Origin of the sequence: Streptomyces paludis (assembly GCF_003344965.1) — a bacterium.
Classification (GTDB): Bacteria; Actinomycetota; Actinomycetes; order Streptomycetales; family Streptomycetaceae; genus Streptomyces; species Streptomyces paludis.
In genome coordinates, this window is record NZ_CP031194.1 from 6,815,015 (window position 1) to 6,833,706 (window position 18,692).

14 protein-coding genes are annotated in these 18,692 nt (G+C 73.2%); 5 read left to right on the forward strand and 9 right to left on the reverse strand.

The window, feature by feature from the left end; translation table 11 throughout:
- The first annotated feature begins 7 nt into the window (after positions 1-7).
- Both DVK44_RS30195 and DVK44_RS37415 read left to right on the forward strand, forming a co-directional pair.
- Complete coding sequence (locus DVK44_RS30195; RefSeq protein ID WP_114663800.1) at positions 8-370, forward strand: hypothetical protein; 363 nt, start codon at positions 8-10, stop codon at positions 368-370.
- Positions 371-452: 82 nt separating this feature from the next.
- On the forward strand, positions 453-4,706 hold the full coding sequence (locus DVK44_RS37415) for a hypothetical protein (RefSeq protein WP_228447429.1): 4,254 nt from the start codon (positions 453-455) through the stop codon (positions 4,704-4,706).
- Between the two features lie 13 nt (positions 4,707-4,719).
- On the opposite strand, the gene DVK44_RS30205 is transcribed toward DVK44_RS37415, so the two are convergent.
- The 3 genes from DVK44_RS30205 to DVK44_RS30215 form a co-directional block, all read right to left on the reverse strand.
- Entirely contained in the window at positions 4,720-7,143 is a 2,424-nt protein-coding gene (locus tag DVK44_RS30205) for a beta-galactosidase (protein ID WP_114663801.1), read from the reverse strand.
- Between the two features lie 97 nt (positions 7,144-7,240).
- Positions 7,241-8,104, reverse strand: coding sequence for a class II fructose-bisphosphate aldolase (locus DVK44_RS30210; protein ID WP_114663802.1), 864 nt, complete (start codon positions 8,102-8,104; stop codon positions 7,241-7,243).
- A gap of 61 nt (positions 8,105-8,165) precedes the next feature.
- The gene (locus tag DVK44_RS30215; protein ID WP_114663803.1) at positions 8,166-9,047 is read right to left on the reverse strand and encodes an SIS domain-containing protein; all 882 of its coding nucleotides are present in this window, start codon (positions 9,045-9,047) and stop codon (positions 8,166-8,168) included.
- A 186-nt stretch (positions 9,048-9,233) separates the two neighbouring features.
- Between DVK44_RS30215 and DVK44_RS30220 the strand changes: the two genes are divergently transcribed.
- The gene (locus DVK44_RS30220) at positions 9,234-10,064 is read left to right on the forward strand and encodes a DeoR/GlpR family DNA-binding transcription regulator (RefSeq protein WP_114663804.1); all 831 of its coding nucleotides are present in this window, start codon (positions 9,234-9,236) and stop codon (positions 10,062-10,064) included.
- On the opposite strand, the gene DVK44_RS30225 is transcribed toward DVK44_RS30220, so the two are convergent.
- Positions 10,051-11,406 carry an NAD(P)/FAD-dependent oxidoreductase gene (locus DVK44_RS30225; RefSeq protein ID WP_114663805.1) on the reverse strand — a complete coding sequence of 452 codons (1,356 nt, stop codon included), beginning with the start codon at positions 11,404-11,406 and terminating at the stop codon, positions 10,051-10,053. The genes DVK44_RS30220 and DVK44_RS30225 overlap by 14 nt on opposite strands.
- A complete protein-coding gene (locus DVK44_RS30230) occupies positions 11,357-12,733 on the reverse strand; it encodes an MFS transporter (protein ID WP_228447430.1) in 1,377 nt (458 codons plus the stop codon). The genes DVK44_RS30225 and DVK44_RS30230 overlap by 50 nt, the downstream gene beginning before the upstream one ends.
- A 56-nt stretch (positions 12,734-12,789) precedes the next feature.
- Between DVK44_RS30230 and DVK44_RS30235 the strand changes: the two genes are divergently transcribed.
- On the forward strand, positions 12,790-13,359 hold the full coding sequence (locus DVK44_RS30235) for a CGNR zinc finger domain-containing protein (protein ID WP_228447431.1): 570 nt from the start codon (positions 12,790-12,792) through the stop codon (positions 13,357-13,359).
- A gap of 198 nt (positions 13,360-13,557) precedes the next feature.
- Complete coding sequence (locus DVK44_RS30240) at positions 13,558-14,532, forward strand: aldo/keto reductase (RefSeq protein WP_228447700.1); 975 nt, start codon at positions 13,558-13,560, stop codon at positions 14,530-14,532.
- Between the two features lie 43 nt (positions 14,533-14,575).
- On the opposite strand, the gene DVK44_RS30245 is transcribed toward DVK44_RS30240, so the two are convergent.
- The 4 genes from DVK44_RS30245 to DVK44_RS30260 form a co-directional block, all read right to left on the reverse strand.
- Positions 14,576-15,445, reverse strand: a complete 870-nt coding sequence (locus tag DVK44_RS30245; RefSeq protein ID WP_114663808.1) for a helix-turn-helix domain-containing protein — start codon at positions 15,443-15,445, stop codon at positions 14,576-14,578.
- Between the two features lie 129 nt (positions 15,446-15,574).
- On the reverse strand, positions 15,575-16,429 hold the full coding sequence (locus DVK44_RS30250) for a carbohydrate ABC transporter permease (RefSeq protein WP_114663809.1): 855 nt from the start codon (positions 16,427-16,429) through the stop codon (positions 15,575-15,577).
- Complete coding sequence (locus DVK44_RS30255; protein WP_114663810.1) at positions 16,426-17,364, reverse strand: carbohydrate ABC transporter permease; 939 nt, start codon at positions 17,362-17,364, stop codon at positions 16,426-16,428. The genes DVK44_RS30250 and DVK44_RS30255 overlap by 4 nt, the downstream gene beginning before the upstream one ends.
- On the reverse strand, positions 17,361-18,674 hold the full coding sequence (locus DVK44_RS30260; RefSeq protein ID WP_181957563.1) for an extracellular solute-binding protein: 1,314 nt from the start codon (positions 18,672-18,674) through the stop codon (positions 17,361-17,363). The genes DVK44_RS30255 and DVK44_RS30260 overlap by 4 nt, the downstream gene beginning before the upstream one ends.
- Positions 18,675-18,692: the final 18 nt, after the last annotated feature.

The following is an 18,692-nucleotide window of genomic DNA, read 5'->3' on the forward strand; positions in this document are numbered from 1 at the left end:
ATCGGGGATGACTCACCGGGGGCGCCACCCGGTTTGCGCCGTCGCGGGTGTCGTCAGCGGCGCGGCGATGACGGCGCTGCCGGGTTCCGTGGCGCTCACCGTCGCCGGGCTGCTGCTGCTCGGGTTCGCGTCGGCGCCCCTGTTTCCGCTGCTCACCCACACCACCGCGGACCGCGTCGGCCCGGCGCGCGCGGACCGGGCCGTCGGGATCCAGGTCGCCGCGTCCAAGATCGGCGCCGCCGCGGTCCCGGCCGGGCTGGGACTTCTCGTCCAGCACTTCGGCACGGGCGCCTGGGGGCCCGGGCTCTGTGTGCCGGCCGTGCTGCTCGCCGTGGCGTACGGGCTGTTCGGGGGTGTTCGCCGGCCATGACGGCCGGGTCCTGGTGCGGGCGAGGGGGTGCGGGCTCCAGGATGGGACGACGTGTTCCGCGCGGCTCCCGGAAGGGTTCCCCATGCCCGACAGCAGTAGGCACGCACAGGAGTTGCTGACCCGGTTCACCGCGCCGGAGGCCCGGTTCGGGCCGCTGCCCCTCTGGTGGTGGAGCGGCGCGACCGTCACCCGGGAGGGGCTGCGCCGGCAGCTGGAACAGATGGTGGCGCAGGGCATCCGGCAGGCCGTGGTGATGTGTCTGGCGCCCACCGGGCCGATGTTCGGTTCGCTGGCCGACGACCCGCCGTTTCTGAGCCCCCGGTGGCTCGGACTGCTCGACACCGCCTGCGCCGACGCCGAGGAGCTGGGCTTCAGCCTGTGGATGTACGACCAGATCGGGTTCTCCGGCGCCAACTTCCAGGGCCGGCTGACGGCCGACCGCCCCGAGTTCGCCGGACTCGCGCTGCACCGCACCACCGTCAGGAGCACGGGCGAGGAGGCGACGGGTGAGGGGGTGACGGGTGAGGGGGTGACCGTCCTCGCGGCCCCCGCCGGACACACCGCGCTCGCCGCCCACGCGCGCGTGTTGCCGGGAGGCGGCGGCGCTCCCGCCACCGCGCCGCCGGTCGCCGTGCCCCTCGCCGCCGACGGGACGGCGCGCTGGAGCGGGCCCCCGGCCGACCTCACCCTCGTACACAGCGGGACCAGCGGCTTCGACTACTTCGGCGAGGAGGCGTGCGCCGCCCTGCTGGACCAGGTGCACGGCACACTGGAACGCCATGCCGGGCACTGGTTCGGCCGGAGCATCGGCGGCTTCTTCCAGGACGAGCTGCCCGCCCTGCCCACCTGGGGCCGCGACTTCGCCGAGACCTTCACCCAGCGGTTCGGATACGACCCCCTGCCGCTGCTCCGGTACCTGTGGTGCGATGACGACACCGCCGTGGACGGTCCGCCCGGTGAGGACGGCACCGGCGGCTCCCGGGCCGCGCGGTTCCGGCGCGACTATCACGCCCACCGCGCCCACCTCGGCCGCCGGGGCTTCTTCGACCGCCACGACGCCTGGTTCGCCCGCCACGGACTGATCTGCGGCTTCGACCAGCCGTCCCCGGCGCGCGAGGGCGACCCCAGCGGCGGCGTCCAGGTGTACGGCGACTACCTCAGCACCCACACCGGCTACGGCGCGCCCGGCAGCGACCACTGGGGCGATCCCAAGGTGCACAGCTCGCTCGCGCACGCGCGCGGGCACGAGCGCACCTGGATCGAGGCGTTCCACTCGACGGGCTGGGGCGGCACACTGGAGGAGACGTACGACTGGCTCGCGCCACTGCTGCGCCGGGGCGCCAACCTCTACAACCCGCACGCCGTTTACTACAGCACCGCGGGCGGCTGGTGGGAGTGGGCGCCGCCGTCCACCTGCTGGCGCCAGCCGTACTGGCCCTCGTACCACGTGTTCGCCGGGGCGGTGGCGCGGCTCTGCTCCGTACTGTCGGCCGGTACGCATGTGTGTGACACGGTGCTGCTCTCGCCCACGACCACCGCCCAGGCGTACCAGCGGCTCGACGGACCGCTCGGCCCGGCCCGGGAGGCCGCGGAGGTCTACCACCAGCTGAACGGGCGGAGTTCGTGGTACGCGGAGGAGCGCGGTGTGCTGGAGCGCGCCGGGCTGGACCACGATGTGCTGGACGAGGCGGCGCTCGCCACCGCGACCGTCATCGGCGCACGCGAGGGCGGATTACGCGTCGGGGACGAGACGTACCGTACCGTCGTCCTGCCCGCCGTACGGGCGCTGCGCGCCGACGCGGCCCGTACGCTCGTCCGCTTCGCGGCGGCCGGCGGCCGGGTGATCTGCGTGGGCCGGGCGCCCGAACTCTTCCTGGGCGAAGGGGAGATGGACGACGGCGCGGGCTCGCTGTTCGCGGCGGCTCTCGACCGGGGAGACATCCTCCTGGCCGAGCGTGCCGAGCGGGTGCCCGACCTGGTGGCGCGCGGTCCGGTGCGCGTCCGGGCGGACGCGCCGTATCTGCTGCGGCGGCACGGCGACTGCCATGTGCTGACCCTGGTCGCCCACGACGAGCGGTCCGGCACCGCCGCGCCCGTTGTGTCGCTCGACACCGTCGACTGGTGGACGGGCGGCTTCCCCTGGGAGAAGTACTGGGACCAACTGCGCACCACCGGCTACCGGTTCGGGCCGGCGGGCGAGCGCCGCGCGCGCGTACGGGTCGAGGGTGTGGGAGCGGGGACGGGTGCGGGTACGGTCCGGCCGCGCGCCCAGCGGTGGGATCCGCGCACGGGACACCGTACGGAGCTGACGGTGACCCTCGCGCCGGACGGGGCGTGGCTGCTGGACGTCGGCTTCGAGGACGGTCCGGTCGCGCTGGTCGTCCTCGGCGGCGCGCTGCCACCGGCGACACGCGCACCGCACGGCGAGCCGAGGGGCGCGCTCGCGCTCGACGGGCCGTGGACGGCGCTGGCCACCTCCACCCTGGACAACAGCCGGGGGGATCTGGCGGCGGCCGACCGTACGGGCGTGCTGCCGATCGAGGTCTGGCGCCTGGACCACTTGGTGGGGGACGGGGACGGCGCGGACGCTGTCCCCACAGTTCCCGCCGACTCCGAGGCGTGGCGGCCCGTGGTGGCGGGACACGGCCCGTTCGCGCTGGTACGCGGCCCCTGGACCGGCTCCGACTCCGGCCCTGGCTCCGGATCCGGCTCTGACCGCGACTGGCGGCCCGCCGAGTGGTCGCTGTCCCGGGGCATCCGCAACGACCCGGTCCACGAAGGGACGCTCGGCCCCAAGGGCTATGTCCCCGAGGAGTTCCTCGACTGGCGGCATGTCCCGGCGGGCGCCCGCGTCGCCGTCCGTACGTGGCTCACCCTGCCCGACCGCGACGGGCTGTATCTGGCCGTGGGCGCCAACGCGGTCCGCCGGATCACCGTCGACGGCGCCGTCCTCACCACCCGGGACACCGGCTATCAGTCGTTCAGCCTGCTGCCCGCGCGGGCGGCGGGCCGTTCCGTGGCCGTGGAGATCGAACTGACGGCTGTCGCGGACGGTCCGGTCCGGGCGTCCTTCGCCGTGGTGCGCGGACCGCAGGCGTACCGCCGCCCCCAGTGGCTGGAACCGGCGGCGCCCGACCACACTGATGGCGCTGACCGCACACCGGACAGCGCCGTCGGGCGCGCCACGGATCTGACGTTCCGGGCGCGGCTGCGCACACTGCCGACCGACTGCACCGTCCAGATCGCGTGCGACGGCCCGTGCGGTGTGTTCGTCAACGGTGTCGAGATCGGCAGACAGGGCGACTTCAACCCGTACCCCGGCCACCGCGAGATCCGGGTCCACCCCTACGACCTCCGGGACCGGCTCCGTACGGGCGAGAACACCGTCGTACTCCGGGTCGTCAACACCGGCGACGCCCCTGTCGCCGCCCCCACCGGCGCCGTCCTGGACTCCCTGCCCACGGCCCGCGGCGGCCTCGGCTGGAGCAGCGGACCCGGCTGGACGGCCCACCGCGACGGCGGCCAAGTGCCGCTGAATACACGCCTGTTGACCGCGCGCGATCCACGTTTCGTGTGTCTGTGGGCCCGTCCCCATCCGCTGCCCGGCGCCCACTGGCTGGAGCCCGCCGCCGCGCCCCGCGACACCGTCGAGCCGCTCGTCCCGGACCTCGCGCCGGACGGCGGTGAGCGGATCGAGTGGCTGCGGATGGCCGCGCCCCTCGGTACCACCGCGCTGAGTGTCCCCACCACGCTCGACACCACCGTCTTCGTCGGGGGCACGGCGTACCGGCCGGACGGGGGCGGACGGGTCGAGCCGGCGGGCCCGCTCGCCGCAGGGACGCCGGTGCATCTGCGGATCAGGGCCATCGACGGCCGGCGCGGCGGGGCGCTGCTCGATACGGCCGTCGAGGTCGAAGTCGCGGAAGCGCCCGCGCCGTTGGCGAGCTGGGAGGAGCTGGGACTGCGCTCCCTGGGCGGTCAGGTACGCCACCGGACGACGGTGTGTGTGCCCGAGGGACCGGGGGAGGGGACGGTGCTGCTGGACCTCGGCGAGGTGCGCGGGTGCGCCGATGTCACGGTCAACGGACGGCTGACCGACCGGCTTGTGTGGGGGCCCTGGACCAGCGATGTCACCGACGCCCTGAGGCCGGGCGAGAACAGCGTCGAGATCGTCGTACGCGGCACCCTCGCCGGCTGCCTCGACGATGCCTCACCGACCGGGGCGATCGCCGCCGGGCAGGTCCGTACGGGCCTCTTCGGCCCCGTACGGCTCCTGCGCCACGCGCCGTACGGGGCCGGGACGGCGGCCGGTCGCACAGCGGAGCGACACCTGTGATGTCCCCCGCTGGTCACCGTGCTTCTACGGTCCACACCCGGACGATGTCGGCGTCGACCCCGTGCAGCGCGACATGGTGCGGCGACCCGGCGGAGCCCGGGCGGGCGCCGGGCGGGAAGCGGACGGGGGAGCCGGCCGCCAGGGGGAGCAGCCGCAGCTCTACGGTCCGCTCCCCGTCGCCGGGTGTCAGCGGCCCGAGGGCGCTCAGGCCGAACTCCCAGGGGCGGCCGTGGTAGAAGTCGTCGGCGACGAGGGTGCCTTCGGCGTCGTGGGCGCGCGCGGTGTCACCGCTCCAGTGGACGCGCAGGACGACCTCGTCGGCGTCGGCGGGGATACCGGTCACCCGGACCCGGTGGATCTCCGCCCGCTCGTACGCCTCGGCGGGCGGGGCGCTCGCCCGGCCGGGTACGGAGACGACGGTGGCCGGGGGCGGGTCCGCCGCGCGGAGGCGGTCCGTGGTCACCCGTACCGTGTCGTCGTTCCGTATCCCACGGTCCGGTGTCAGTGTGTAGCGCGTGAACACACCGTCGGCCGCCGGGGTGAGTGTCGCGCCCGGTGTGCCGGGGAGGCGGTCCGGGGCGGGCAGCAGCGCGAAACCGGGCCGGTCGCGGGCGGTGTGCAGCCGGAGCACACCGTCGTCGGCGGTGACGGCGTCGGGACAGAGCACCAGCCGCTCCGTACCGAACACATCGAGGCGTACGGCCGTGCGCGCCGTGGCCGCGTCCAGCAGCAGGATGTCGGTCGCGCCCGTGTCGGTGGCGACGGTGATGAGACAGTCCGTACCCGGCCGGGCACCCTCGACCAGCAGTGTGTCGCCGGTGTCCGTGACGGTGGCGCCCTCGGGCAGGGCGAGCACGGCCGGCGCGGGACGGTCGAACGCCAGCTCGGCGGGGATCCCGGCGGTGGCGGCCAGCACCAGCAGCGGGCGCCCGCCGCGCTCCGCGACCGGGCCCAGCACACACACCGGCTGCGCGGTCGCCCACGCGAGGCGCACCCCGGCCGTCCGCAGCCCGACGGGCCAGCAGAAGTACGCGCCCGACGGTACGGTCACCGGCCGGTGCGGGAGCCGGACGCGGCGGCCGGCCGGCAGGGCGAGATCGAAGCGCACGTCGTGGTGGTCGGGGAGCCGGTCGTACGGCTGGTGGTTGGTGACGAAGAGCCAGCCGCTCTCGCCGTCGGACCGCAGGGCCCAGCGCAGGGTGGTGGTGTCCTCGGCCCCCGCCGGGGTCCGCTCGGGCAGCACACTGTCGCAGGGGGCCAGCTGCTCCCCGAAGCCGGCCAGCAGCTGGTGCTGTTGGCGCAGGGCGAAGTAGTGCGGCCGGGCCTGGCCGTACGCGCCCAGCGGCGCCTGGAAGTCGTAGCTCAGCTCCGGCACGTCGTTGGGGTATCCGGTCGCGTGGGACTCCTGGAGCCCGGGGGCCGGGTTGGTGCCGCCGTGGAAGACGTAGTAGCCCTGCCAGTTGGAGCCGCAGCCCAGTTTGGTCAGCGCCTGCGCGGCGATGTCGTCCGGCTCGGTCCGTACCCTGCGGTGGTACGCCTGGGTCATACCGCCGCCCAACTCGCAGGTGGCGAAGGGGAATCGGCCGGCGGGGACGGCGCCGTCCCCGGGCGCGTGCGGATCGGTGCGGAGGTCGGCGCCGATGCCCGGGTCGTCGCGCTCGTGCCGGTAGTGGAAGTTGGCGCGGCACCCGGCGTCCCAGGGCTCGTCGGCGTCGAACCAGAAGCCGTCGGTGTAACCGCCGTACAGCGGCAGGAGTTCGTCCCCGGGGAGCTGGGCGCCGCCCCACGCGGTCGCGGTCCACAGCGGCGCGTCGAGCCCGGCCCCGGCGGCGAGCTTCTTGAGCGTGGCGAGATGGCCGGCGTCCGCGAACAGCTCGTTCTCGATCTGGACGGCGAACACCGGCCCGCCCGACGCCCGTTCGAGGCCCCGGAGCTGGCCGGCGATCGCGCCGTACCAGCCGCGCACCAGCTCCAGATAGCCCGGATCGTCGGTGCGCGCCCGGATCTCCCCGGCCGCGTCCCGCGCCATGAGCCAGTCGGGCAGCCCGCCGTTGCGCGCCTCGGCGTGCACCCACGGGCCGATCCGGGGGACGAAGTCGAGCCCGAGACGCCCGCACAGCTCGGCGAAGTGCCGTACGTCGAACCGGCCGTCGAAGCGGAACCCGCCCTGGTCCGGGGCGTGGTGGAGCCAGAAGAGATAGCTCGCGACGGCCGTGGCACCACCGTCCCTGATCTTGCGCAGCGCCTGTTCCCAGCGGGCGCGGGGATGCCGGCTGTAGTGGTACTCGGCGGTCACTGGGATGAAGGGGACGCCGCCCCGGGTGAGCCAGCGGCCGGTCACCTCGACGGGACGGGGGACACCCGGGCGGTCGCCCATGTCCAGATGGCCGCGCAGGGGCGGCTCCGGCCGGTCCGGCATCCGCAGTGTGTACTCCATGGCACCGCTCCCTCTCCCGTACGGTCCGCCCGGTCGCGGCGCTCCGACTCCCCCCCATCATGGCGTGACGCCGGTCTCCCGCACCCGGTGGACTCCCTTACGTGGTGGGCTCCTTGACCCGGTGGGCCGCTTCACCGGCGACGGCCCGCAGACACTCCGCGACGGCGGTCGCGGTCGCCTCGCGCGCCGACGCGAGGTAGCGGCGCGGATCGACCAGCGCGGGATTCTCGCCCAGGACCCTCCGGACCGCGCCCGTGAAGGCGATATTGAGCAGCGTGCCGATATTGATCTTGGTCATGCCGTGGCCGACGGCGTCCCGCAGCGCCGTGTGCGGAATGCCGGACGACCCGTGCAGCACCAGCGGTACGGGGACGGCGTCCCGCAGCCGGGCGATGAGCCCGAGGTCGATCCTGGCCGTCCGGCTCAGCATCGCGTGGCTGCTGCCGACGGCCACGGCGAGCGCGTCCACCCCGGTCGCGGCGGCGAACGCGGCGGCCTGGGCGGGATCCGTCCGTACCCCCGGAGTGTGGGCGGAGCCCTTGCCGCCGATCTCGCCGAGTTCGGCCTCCACGAACAGCCCCCGGGCGTGCGCCCACGCGGCGGCGGCGCGGGTGGCGGCGAGGTTCTCGTCGTCCGGCAGCCGGGAGGCGTCGAACATCACCGAACTGGCCCCGCAGTCGGCGGTCCGGTGCAGCAGGGCGAGATCCTCGACATGGTCGAGATGGAGCGACAGCCGGGCGGTGCTGTCCGCCGCGAGCGCGGCGACCGCCGCGGCCAGGGGCGTCACACCGCCGTGGTAGCGGACGGCGTTGTGACTGATCTGGAGGATGGCGGGCAGCCCGGTCCGCTCCGCCGCGGTGGCGACGGCCTCGGCGTGTTCGAGCGTGATGACGTTGAACGCGGCGACACCGGTGCCCGACTCCCGGGCGGCGGCGACCAGTTCGGCGGTGGTGCTCAGCATGGTGGAGTACTCCTCGCGGTCGGTAACGTTACGGGCCGCGTCGCGGTCGCTGGTTCGGGCCTCACGCGTCCAGCACCACGGACCGCGTCAGATTCCGGGGCCGGTCCGGATCCAGCCCCTTGCGCCCGGCGAGCGCGGCGGCCAGCCGCTGCACCCGTACGAGATCGACCTGCGGATCCTCGGGATGGTCCACGAACAGCGCGCCGGTCGGCGCCACATCGGCGCGCAGCCCGTCGGCGTCGGGGCCGAAGTGCCAGACGATCCGGCCGGGGGCGGCGATGCTGACCGGCCCGTGCCGGTACTCCATGGAGGGATACGCCTCCGTCCAGCCCTGGGTGGCCTCACGCATCTTCAACGCGGCCTCGCGCGCCACACCGTGGGCCCAGCCCCGCCCCAGGAAGGTGATCTGGTCCGCGCTGAGCCACTCCTCGGGCAGCGGCTCGGTCCGTACCGACTCGGCCGCCGCGGCCAGCGGTTCGACCGGCTCGCCGAGGCTCGCCCGCAGCGCGGTGAGCGCCGTCGTCGCGAACAGGGTCTGTACGACGGAGCGTTCGTCGGCGAAGGAGAGATCGACGAGCTGACCGGCCACCCCGGCGATCGGGGTGGCGGTGTCGGCGGTGAGCGCCACGGTCGGGCGGATCCCGCGCTGCCGGTCGAGCAGCTCCAGGATCTCCGTCGTGGTCCCGGACCGGGAGATCGCCACCAGCCGGTCGTACGGGCGCCCTTCCGGGAACTCGGACGCGGTCCAGAAGTCCGTCTCGCCGAGCCCGCGCCGCTCGCGCAGCACCGCGTACGCCTCGGCCATGAACCACGAGGTCCCGCAGCCGACCACGGCGACCCGCTCGCCGGGCTCCGGCAGTCCGGTGCCGCCCTTGGCGACGACGGCGGCGGCCCGGCGCCAGGCCGACGGCTGCCGGTCGATCTCCTCGTCGATGAACGACATACATGCTCCTCACGTGCGATGGGGGCAGTGCTTGAGGCAGGTCTGAGATGCAAGGTCCCCGGAAGCGTAGGCGCTCGTAAGTGGCCGCTCAATGGCATCTGTGAGCAGTTTCGAGCATTTCTGCTACGATCCGGCAACCTCGCGCGCCGGCCCCCGTGCGCCGGGGACGAGGGAGGGACCAGGGCCGTGAACCGCTACGCCCGGATGAACGCGCTGCTCGACGCCATGGCCGCCGAGGGCCATGTCGATGTCGACAGCCTCGCCAGACAGTTCGGTGTCTCGCCCACCACCGTCCGGCGCGACCTCAACCACCTGCACGAACAGCAGCTCGTGACCCGCACCAGGGGCGGCGCCGTGGCGACCACCGTCAACTACGACCTGCCCATCCGCTACCGCCGCGCCAGCCACGCCCCGGAGAAGACCCGGATCGGCCGGGCCGCCGCCGCGCTCGTGGGCACCGGCGACGTGGTGGGCATCAACGGCGGTACGACGACGACGGAGGTGGCCCGCGCGATAGCGGAGGGCCGCCCGGACGACGACACGCCGGGCCACGACCTGGCGCGTTCCGACGCGGCGCGCCACGACACGAGGCCGCCCGAGCAGATCACCATCGTCACCAACGCCATCAACATCGCGGGCGAGCTGACCGTCCGCCGGCACGTCAAGCTGATCATGACCGGCGGGGTGGCCCGGCTCCAGTCCTTCGAACTCACCGGCCCGCTGGCCTACGACACCCTCGCGCAGATCGACCTCGACTACGCGATGCTCGGTGTCGACGCCTTCGATCCGGCGCTCGGCGCCAAGGCGCTGGACGAGGACGAGGCCCGGATCAACCGGCTGATGGCCGAGCGGGCCCGTACGGTCGTCGTCGTCGCGGACAGCAGCAAGCTGGCCGCCCGCGCCTTCGCCCGGATCTGCCCGCCGGGCGCCGTCGACTACCTGATCACCGACACCGGCGCGCCGCTGGTCGTGGTCGAGGAGATCCGCGACGCCGGGGTGCGGGTCATCGTGGTCTGAACGCGTGTGTCCGCGCCTGGATCTGATCGGGCGTCAGATAGGTGTCGGTGTACTCGAAGTCGCGCAGGGTGGCCGGGCGGCGGAGCTGGAAGCCGGTACGGACGTAGTCATCGCCCGCCGTGGCGTTGAGGATCCAGTTGGTGAGCGTACGGACCTTGGCGACATTGGTGCGCAGCGCCATCAGATGGTAGCCGCGCGCCACCGCCTGCGCGGGGAGCCCGGTCAGCTGGAGGCCGAGCGGACGGGAGACGGCGTCCTTGCCGCCGAGGTCGACGACCAGCCCGAGATCCTTGTGGATGTAGGGGCGGGCCGGTGTCCCGCGCAGCGCGGCCACCACATTGGCGGCGGCGGTCCGCCCCTGGCGCTGTGCGTGCTGTGCGGTGGGCGGGCAGATCGCGCCGTCGCCCTTGGCGAGGTCCGGCACGGCGGCGGCGTCCCCCAGCGCGAACACCCCGTCGGCGCCGGGGACGGTGAGCCGGCTGGTCACGGCGAGCCGGCCGCGTACGGTCTCGGCGCCCAGGGTGGCGACCAGCGGACTCGCGGTGACACCCGCCGTCCAGACGAGGGTGCGGCACGGCAGCGCGCGGCCGTCGGTGAGGGTGACCAGCTCCGGCTCGACCTTGGCGACCGAGACCCCGAGCGACACCTCGATCCCGCGCTGCCGGAGCACCCGTAGCGCGTCCGTGCCGAGCCGGTCGCCGAGTTCGGGCATCAGCTTCGGCGCCACGTCGATGAGATGCCACTTGATCAGCCGGGTGTCCAGCCGCGGATAGCGGCGGGCCGCGGCGGTGGTGATGAGCTGGAGACAGGCCGCGGTCTCGGTGCCCGCGTAGCCGCCGCCCACCACGATGAACCGGAGCCGGGAGGCCCGCTCGGCCGGGTCGGTCGCCGCGTCGGCCAGATCGAGCTGGGCGATGACATGATCGCGCAGGTACGCGGCCTCGGCGAGCGTCTTCATGCCCCGGGCGTGCTCGGTCAGGCCCGGGATGTCAAACGTACGGGTGACACTGCCGGGCGCCAGGACGAGGTGGTCGTACGGTTCGTCCACGATCTCGTCGGTGATCTTCCGGACGACACATACCTTGGCCTTGGTGTCGATACCGATGGAGCCGCCCGGGATGACGCGGGTGTGGTGCAGCCCCCGGCGCAGCGAGACGGCCACGGACTGCGGGGTGAGCACACCGGAGGCGACCTGCGGCAGCAGCGGCAGATAGAGCTGGTAGCTGAACGGCGCCACGAGGGCGATCCGGGCCTCGCCCGGCGACAGCGCGCGTTCCAGGCGGCGGGCGCACTCAACTCCGGCGAAGCCGCCGCCGACGATCAGGATCCTTGCTCGTGTCATGCTCCGACTCTGCGCGCCGCGCGGGGGATCCAGTACCGGTGGAGCGGCATTCGGGGGAACGGGGGCCGGGACCGGCCCCGGCCCCGCGCAGTGCTCCGTACGCGGCGACGGCCAGCAGCTCGCACAGGGCGGCGGCCGTCAGGGCGGCGGCCAGGGACCGTTCGGCGAGCGGCCCGGCGAGCGCCGCGCCCACGGCGAACCCGGTGATCTTCAGGCTCGCCCCGGTGGTGAAGATCTGGCCGCGCAGCCGCTCCGGCGCCTCCCGGTGCCGTACCGCGAACAGCGCGGTGAGCTGCGGACCTTCGGCGATTCCGGCGAGTACCACGGCGCCGGCGAGGAGTACGGGCCCACCGGCCGCCGCCAGCAGAAAGGCCACCGCCAGGACCAGCGCCCCACACCACAGGACGGTGTCGGGACGCGGCTGCCGGGGGAGGGGGAGCCGGGCGAGCACCGCGTTCGCCCCGAGCGACACGGCGGCGACCCCGGCGAGCAGCAGCGCGCCCCGGTCCCCCGAACCGAGATCCCGCGCGCCGAGCGCCGGCGCACACACCACCAGCGCGCCGGCACCGGCGGAGGAGATCACCGAGGTCAGCGTGGCACGGGCGAGCGGCCGGTTACGGCCGATGACGCGGAACCCGGCGGCGAGATCCCCGAGGACGCGGGTGGCGCCGGAGGTGCCGGAGGCGCCTGGGCTGCCCGTGGCGGCGCTGCCCGCGCCGCCGGAACGTTCCGAGTCGGCGCGCCCCCGCCCCCGCCCCCGCGCCCGCGGCAGCGGCAGCGCCAGTGCCGAAGGAAGCGCCAGGCAGATCAGCGCGACGGACGTCAGTACGCCCGCGTGCGCTCCGTACAGGCCGGCGATCAGGCCGGCCAGCGCCGGGCCTGCCAGGCTCGCGGCGTTGAAGGTCATGGCGTCCAGCGCCGTGGCACGCGGCAGCGCTCCGGGCGAGGGCACGACGCGCGGCAGTTGGGCGGTCCAGCCGCCGGACAGGGCCGGGCCCAGCAGTCCGGCCGCCGCCGCGATCAGCAGTGTGACCGCGACCGGCGCGCGGCCGAGGCACAGCAGGACGGCGACGAGCGCCGCCGCGTAACCGGCGAGCGCGCCGGCCAGCAGCCGCCCCGGCGCCGCCGAGCGGTCCAGCAGGACGCCGAGTACGGGACCGCCGGCCGCCGCCGAGACCAGCACGGCCGCGAGCAGCGACGACGCGGTGGCGGTCGAGCCGGTGACGGCCAGGCCCGCGAGCAGCAGCGCGGGCCCCGACATCTCGTCGCCGGTACGGGCCACCGTCGCCCCCGCCGTGTACACACTCAGCGCGTAACGCTTTCTCATGCGCGTCACGTTACGTGTGTAACGTAAAGAGTAATGACATGCGTTACATTGCCCGGATGGAACCCTCCCTCGACGACAGCCACGACGACTGGTCCACCCGGCACTCCGTCCGGGCCACCGCCCTGCGCACCGTCGCCCTCGTCAACGCCCTGTCCGTCGAACACCCCGACCCGGAGGGCGTCGCGGACGTACTGCGCGCGCACGGCGAGAGCGGCGACCTCGGCCTCACCCCCGACGACCTCGGAGACCTGCGGGCCGCCGCCCTGCTGCTGCGCGAGGTCTTCGCCGCGCGGCGGGTGGACGACGCGGTCACCGCCCTCAACCGGCTGCTCGCGCGCGGCGGCACCGGCGCGCTCCGCCTCACCTCGCACGGCGCCACCACCCCCTGGCACCCCCATCTCGACAGCGACGACGACGCGCCCTGGGGTGAGTGGTTCCTCGCCTCGTCCTGCCTCGCGCTGACCGTCCTCCTCTGGGACGACCAGCGCCCGCCCGGTGCGCTCTGCGCCTCTCCGGCCTGCCCGAACGTCCTGCTCACCCAGGGCGGCGGGCCCCCGCGCCGCTACTGCTCCCGGCGGTGCGCGACCCGGGAGCGGGTGGCGGCCCACCGCCGTGCGAAGGCATAAGGCATGTTGGAAACTGTCGGAAATTTTCGGAACTTGTTTGTCTTCCGTGCCGCGCTCCGCGTGTGTAGCGTCGGCACGGACCGGTTGCCGTCCGTACGGTGCCGTCCCGGCACGCTTCCCGCACCGGCCTCGGCCATGTCACAGGAGAGTTCGTTGAAACAACCGCCCTACCTCGCCGCCGCCGACCGCTACGCCGACATGCGGTTCCAGCGCAGCGGTCACAGCGGGGTCAAGCTGCCCCAGGTCTCGCTGGGGCTGTGGCACAACTTCGGTGACACCGCGCCGCTGGAGAAGCAGCGCGCCGTGCTGCGCCGCGCGTTCGACCGGGGCGTCACCCACTTCGACCTCGCCAACAACTACGGCCCGCCCTACGGCAGCGCCGAGGCGAACTTCGGCACGCTCTACGCCCAGGACTTCCGGCCGTACCGCGACGAGCTGTTCATCTCGTCCAAGGCGGGCTACGACATGTGGCCGGGCCCGTACGGCGAGTTCGGCTCGCGCAAGCACGTACTCGCCAGCCTCGACCAGTCGCTGGAGCGGATGAAACTCGACTACGTCGACCTCTACTACTCCCACCGGTTCGACCCCGAGACCCCGCTCGAAGAGACCATGGGCGCGCTGGCCACGGCCGTGCGGCAGGGCAAGGCGCTGTACGTGGGCCTGTCCAACTACCCGACGGACCAGATGCGGCGCGGCGCGGAGATCCTCAAGGACCTCGGCGTCCCCCTGCTGATCAACCAGCACGCGTACAACATCCTGGACCGCACCATCGAGCGCAGCGGTCTGATCGCCGCGTCCGACGAGGTCGGCGCCGGGGTCATCGCGTTCTCGCCGCTCGCGCAGGGACAGCTGACCGACCGCTATCTCAACGGTGTGCCGGCCGACTCGCGGATGGCCGTGGGCCACTTCCTGAAGCGGGACGCGCTCAGCGACGAGAAGGTCGCGCTGCTGCACGCGCTCAACAAGCTCGCGGGCGAGCGCGGCCAGACCCTGGCCCAGCTCGCGCTGGCCTGGGTGCTGCGCGACCCGCGTGTCACCTCGGTCCTGATCGGCGCCAGCGGTGTCGAGCAGCTCGACCAGAACCTGGTGGTGCTGGACTCGCCGGCCCTTGCCGAGGACGAACTCGCCGCGATCGACCGGATCCTCGCGGACCACGGGATCACCACCCCGTAGCACACCCCGCACTCGCGACGGACGGGCGCGCCCGTCCGTCGCGTCAGCGGTCCAGCTCCGCCCGGAACCCGGTCAGCAGCTCCTTCGTCCGCGTCGCGGGCTCCGCGTGCGTCACCATCCGGTCCATCGCCTGCATGTGCGCCAGGACCTCGCTCTCCTCGTCGAGATAGAGCGCGCCCGTCAGATACTCGATGTACACCATGTCGCGCACCTCCGGGATTCCGAACCGGAAGAGCACGAACGGGCTGTACGTGCCGGGGTGCGGCCCCGTGGCGAACGTGGCGATCTGGAGCGTCACCCGCGGCATCTCGATCGCCTCCAGCAGCCGGTCCAGCTGCGCCCGCATCACCGCCGTCGACCCCACCGCCCTGCGCAGCACCGTCTCGTCCAGCACCGCCCAGAACGCCGGCGCGTCCGGCCGCTCCAGCAGCGACTGCCGCTCCAGCCGCAGGGCCACATGGCGCTCCACCCGGTCGCGGTCGACCGTACGGCCGATGGAACCGGAGGTCAGCACATGGCGCGCGTACTCCTCGGTCTGGAGCAGCCCGGGCACGAAGTGCGGCTCGTACGCGCGAATCGTCCTGGCCGCCTCCTCCAGGCTGACATAGCCGCTGAACCAGTCCGGCAGGACATCGTGGAACCGCTGCCACCAGCCCGGCTTGTTCGCCTCGTCCGCCAGCCGCAGGAAGACCTCGGTCTCCTCGGGGTCCAGCCCGTAGGCGGGCAGCAGCAGCTGTACGTACGGGATCTTGAGCGCGACCTCGGCCATCTCCATCCGGCGGACGGTCGCCGCGGTGACCCGCAGCAGCTTGCCCGCCTGTTCCCGGCTGAGCCCCGACTTCTCGCGCAGTGACTTCAACTGCCGTCCCAGGACGAGCTGTCCGATCGTCGGGGCGGACCGGGGCTCGCTCACACCCCACCACCGTGTGCCAGCGCCATGCCGGGCAGTCTGCCACAGCAACTGGCGCGGGGGCAGAGCCGCTTGACAACTCTTACGGAACTGATCACCGGCCCCCGTCCGCCACGGTCCGCCACCGCCCGCTCACTGACCGGCCAGTCCCGTCCGCGCCAACCCCCGGACGATCTGCCGCTGGAAGAGGGCGAAGACGACCAGCAGCGGCAGCCCCGCGATGACCACCGACGCCATCATCTGCGCGTACCGCAGACCGTACGAGGACTGGACGTTGACGAGCCCCACGGGCAGGGTCATCCCGTTGGGGTCGGTCGTCACGAGGAACGGCCAGAGGAAGTTGTTCCAGGTCGAGATGAACGTGAAGATCGCGACGGCGGCGAGCACCGGGCGCGACAGCGGCACCACGATCGTCCAGAAGACCCGCCAGCGCCCCGCGCCGTCCACGAACGCGGCCTCCTCCAGCTCGCGCGGCACCCCGTCGAAGAACTTCACGAGAATGAACACCATCGCGGGCACCGCGACCTGCGGCAGGATCACTCCCCAGTAGGTGTCCACCAGCCCGAAGCTCACCATCTCCGCGAAGAGCGGCGCGATCAGCACCTGGGGCGGCACCATGATCCCGGCCAGGACCACCCCGTACAGCGCCTTCCTGCCCCGGAAGTCGGTGCGCGCGAAGCCGTACGCGGCCATCGCGCAGCACACGACGGTCAGCAGGGTCGTCATCACCGAGATATAGGCGGTGTTGAACATCCAGCGCCCGATGTCACCGGCCTCCCACACCTGCCGGTACGCCCGCAGCGTCACGGTCGAGCCGATCCAGCGCAGAGGGGTACGGGTCGCCTCCGCCTCCGGTTTGAGCGAGGTCGCCACCGCCCACGCGAGCGGCGCCACCCACACCGCGGCGAGCACCACCGCCCCCGCGAGCAGGGCGAGCCGGCCGGGGGTCCAGCGGGCCCGGCGTCCCTCGTCGGCGACGGCGCTCATCCGGACTCCTCACCACGGCGACGGGACAGCCGCAGCTGCACCAGGGAGACGATCACGATCAGGGCGAAGAAGAGATACGAGACGGCGGAGGCGTAGCCGATGCGGTATCCGGTGAAACCCGCCTGGTAGACGTACTGGAGGATCGGCCGGGTGGAGTCGTCGGGACCGCCGCCCGTCATGATGTACACCTGATCGAAGATCTTGAGCGACGCCAGGACCTGGAGCACGACCACCACCCCGGTCGTCCGGCGCAGCAGCGGCAGGGTGATGTGCCACAGCCGCCGCGGACCGCTCGCGCCGTCCAGCTCCGCCGCCTCGTACACGTACCGCGGGATGGACTGGAGCGCCGCGAGATACAGCAGGAAGTTGAAGCCGACCGTCCACCACACGGTGGCGAGGACGATCGACACCATCGCGTACCGCTCGTCGGTGAGCCAGCCGATGCCGGGACGCAGGCCGACGGAGGCGAGCACCTGGTCCGCGAAGCCGAAGTCCGACGGGTAGATCACCCAGAGGAAGAGCAGCCCCACCACCCCGGAGGGCAGCAGGAACGGCGCGAACCAGGCGAGGCGCCAGAGCCACTCGACAACGCGGAGATGGTGCGAGAGCAGGGCGAGCACCAGCCCGCACACCACCAGCGGGACCGTGGACAGCACGGTGAACCAGACGGTGTTGCCCATCGAGGACCACACATCGGGGTCCCGCACGGCCTCGGCGTAGTTGTCCAGACCGACGAACTCGCCGCCGGATCCGGTGATGTTGTCGCTGCGCAGGCTCATCCTGACGCCGGAGACCAGCGGCCACAGCAGGAAGAGGGAGTAGGTGATCAGGAAGGGGGCGACGAACAGGAGCCCGTGCTCGGTCCACTTGCGGCGGATTCCGACGGGCTTGGTGGTGCCGGTGGTTTCAGCGGTCCGGGCGGAAGGCGAGGTCACGCGGAGCCTCCCGTACCGCCGAGCGGGTCCGGTGTGTCCAGCAGCTGCCGCAGCCGCGCCTTGGCCTCGCGCAGCGCGTCCCGGGGCGTACGGGAGCCGGTCAGCACCCCGGAGAACACGGCCCCCAGCTCGATCCACAGGAGGGAGGCCGAGCCCGCGAACCAGGCCGGCCGGTCGAGGACGACGTCGTTGATGACGGAGCGGTACGCGGACTGCGGGGTGAGCCGCAGATAGTCCGGGTCGGCGAGGGTGGGCAGATACGCGGGTACGTGACCGCCCTCCGCCCAGTCCGCCGAGTGCTTCAGCATCCAGGCGGTGAACGCGTGCGCCGCCTCGTTCGACGCGCCCGAGCGGCCCTGCTGGTGGGGCAGGACGAAGGAGTGGCAGTCGGCCTGGACGGTGGCGCGCCCGAAGAGCGCGGGCACCCGGGTCATGGAGAACGGCAGCCCGGAGGTCTTGAACGTGGTCACCTCCCACTCGCCGTTGAGGTGGAAGGCGGTCCTGCCGTCGTTGAACACCCCGATGGAGCCCGGGTAGTCGGTACGGCGCACCATCAGGCCCTCCTCGGCGAGCCGCGCCATGAAGTCGAGAACCTTGAGGGCCTTGGTGTCGTCGAGGGCGAGGCGCTTCCCGTCCTCGGAGAGAACCTCGCCGCCCGTCTGCGAGTAGAAGGTGGCGAAGAGCCGCCAGGGCGTGGCGGCGTCCGGGCCGATGGTCTCGGTGGTGAGCGCCGGTACGCCGGTGTGCCGGCGGGCCGTCCGCAGCGCGGCGAGGAACTCGGCCGTGCCGCGCAGGGGTCCGAGCTGTCCGTCGGCGCCGAGCAGGCCGGCCTTCGCGCAGATGTCGAGGTTGTAGTAGAGCACCATCGGATGGGTGTCGAGGGGGATCGCGTACTGCTCGCCGTCGACCTGACCGCGCCGCCAGATGTCCGGCGGGAACCGGTCGGGGGTGATGCCGTGCCCGGCCAGCAGGTCCAGGTCGAACGGGTCGAGCAGCCGGCCGGGCGCGAAGCCCGCGAGCCGGGTCAGATGGAGTACGGCGACCTCGGGCGCCCGTCCGCCGGCCCCCGCCATGCCGAGTTTCGTGTAGTACGGACTGCCCCACGCCAGCTGGGTCGCCTCCAGCCCGATGTCCGGGTGCGCGGTGGCGAAGGCGTCGACCATGCCCGTCATCGTCACACCGTCGCCGCCGCCGAAGAGATGCCAGTAGCGCAGCCGGGTCTTCCCGGCGGTGGCGCCCGAGGGCGCGGCGCAGCCCGCGGTGGTGGCGGTGGCGGTGGTGAGGGCGCCGGTGGCGAGCACCGCGCCCATTCCGGTGAGCGCGTGCCG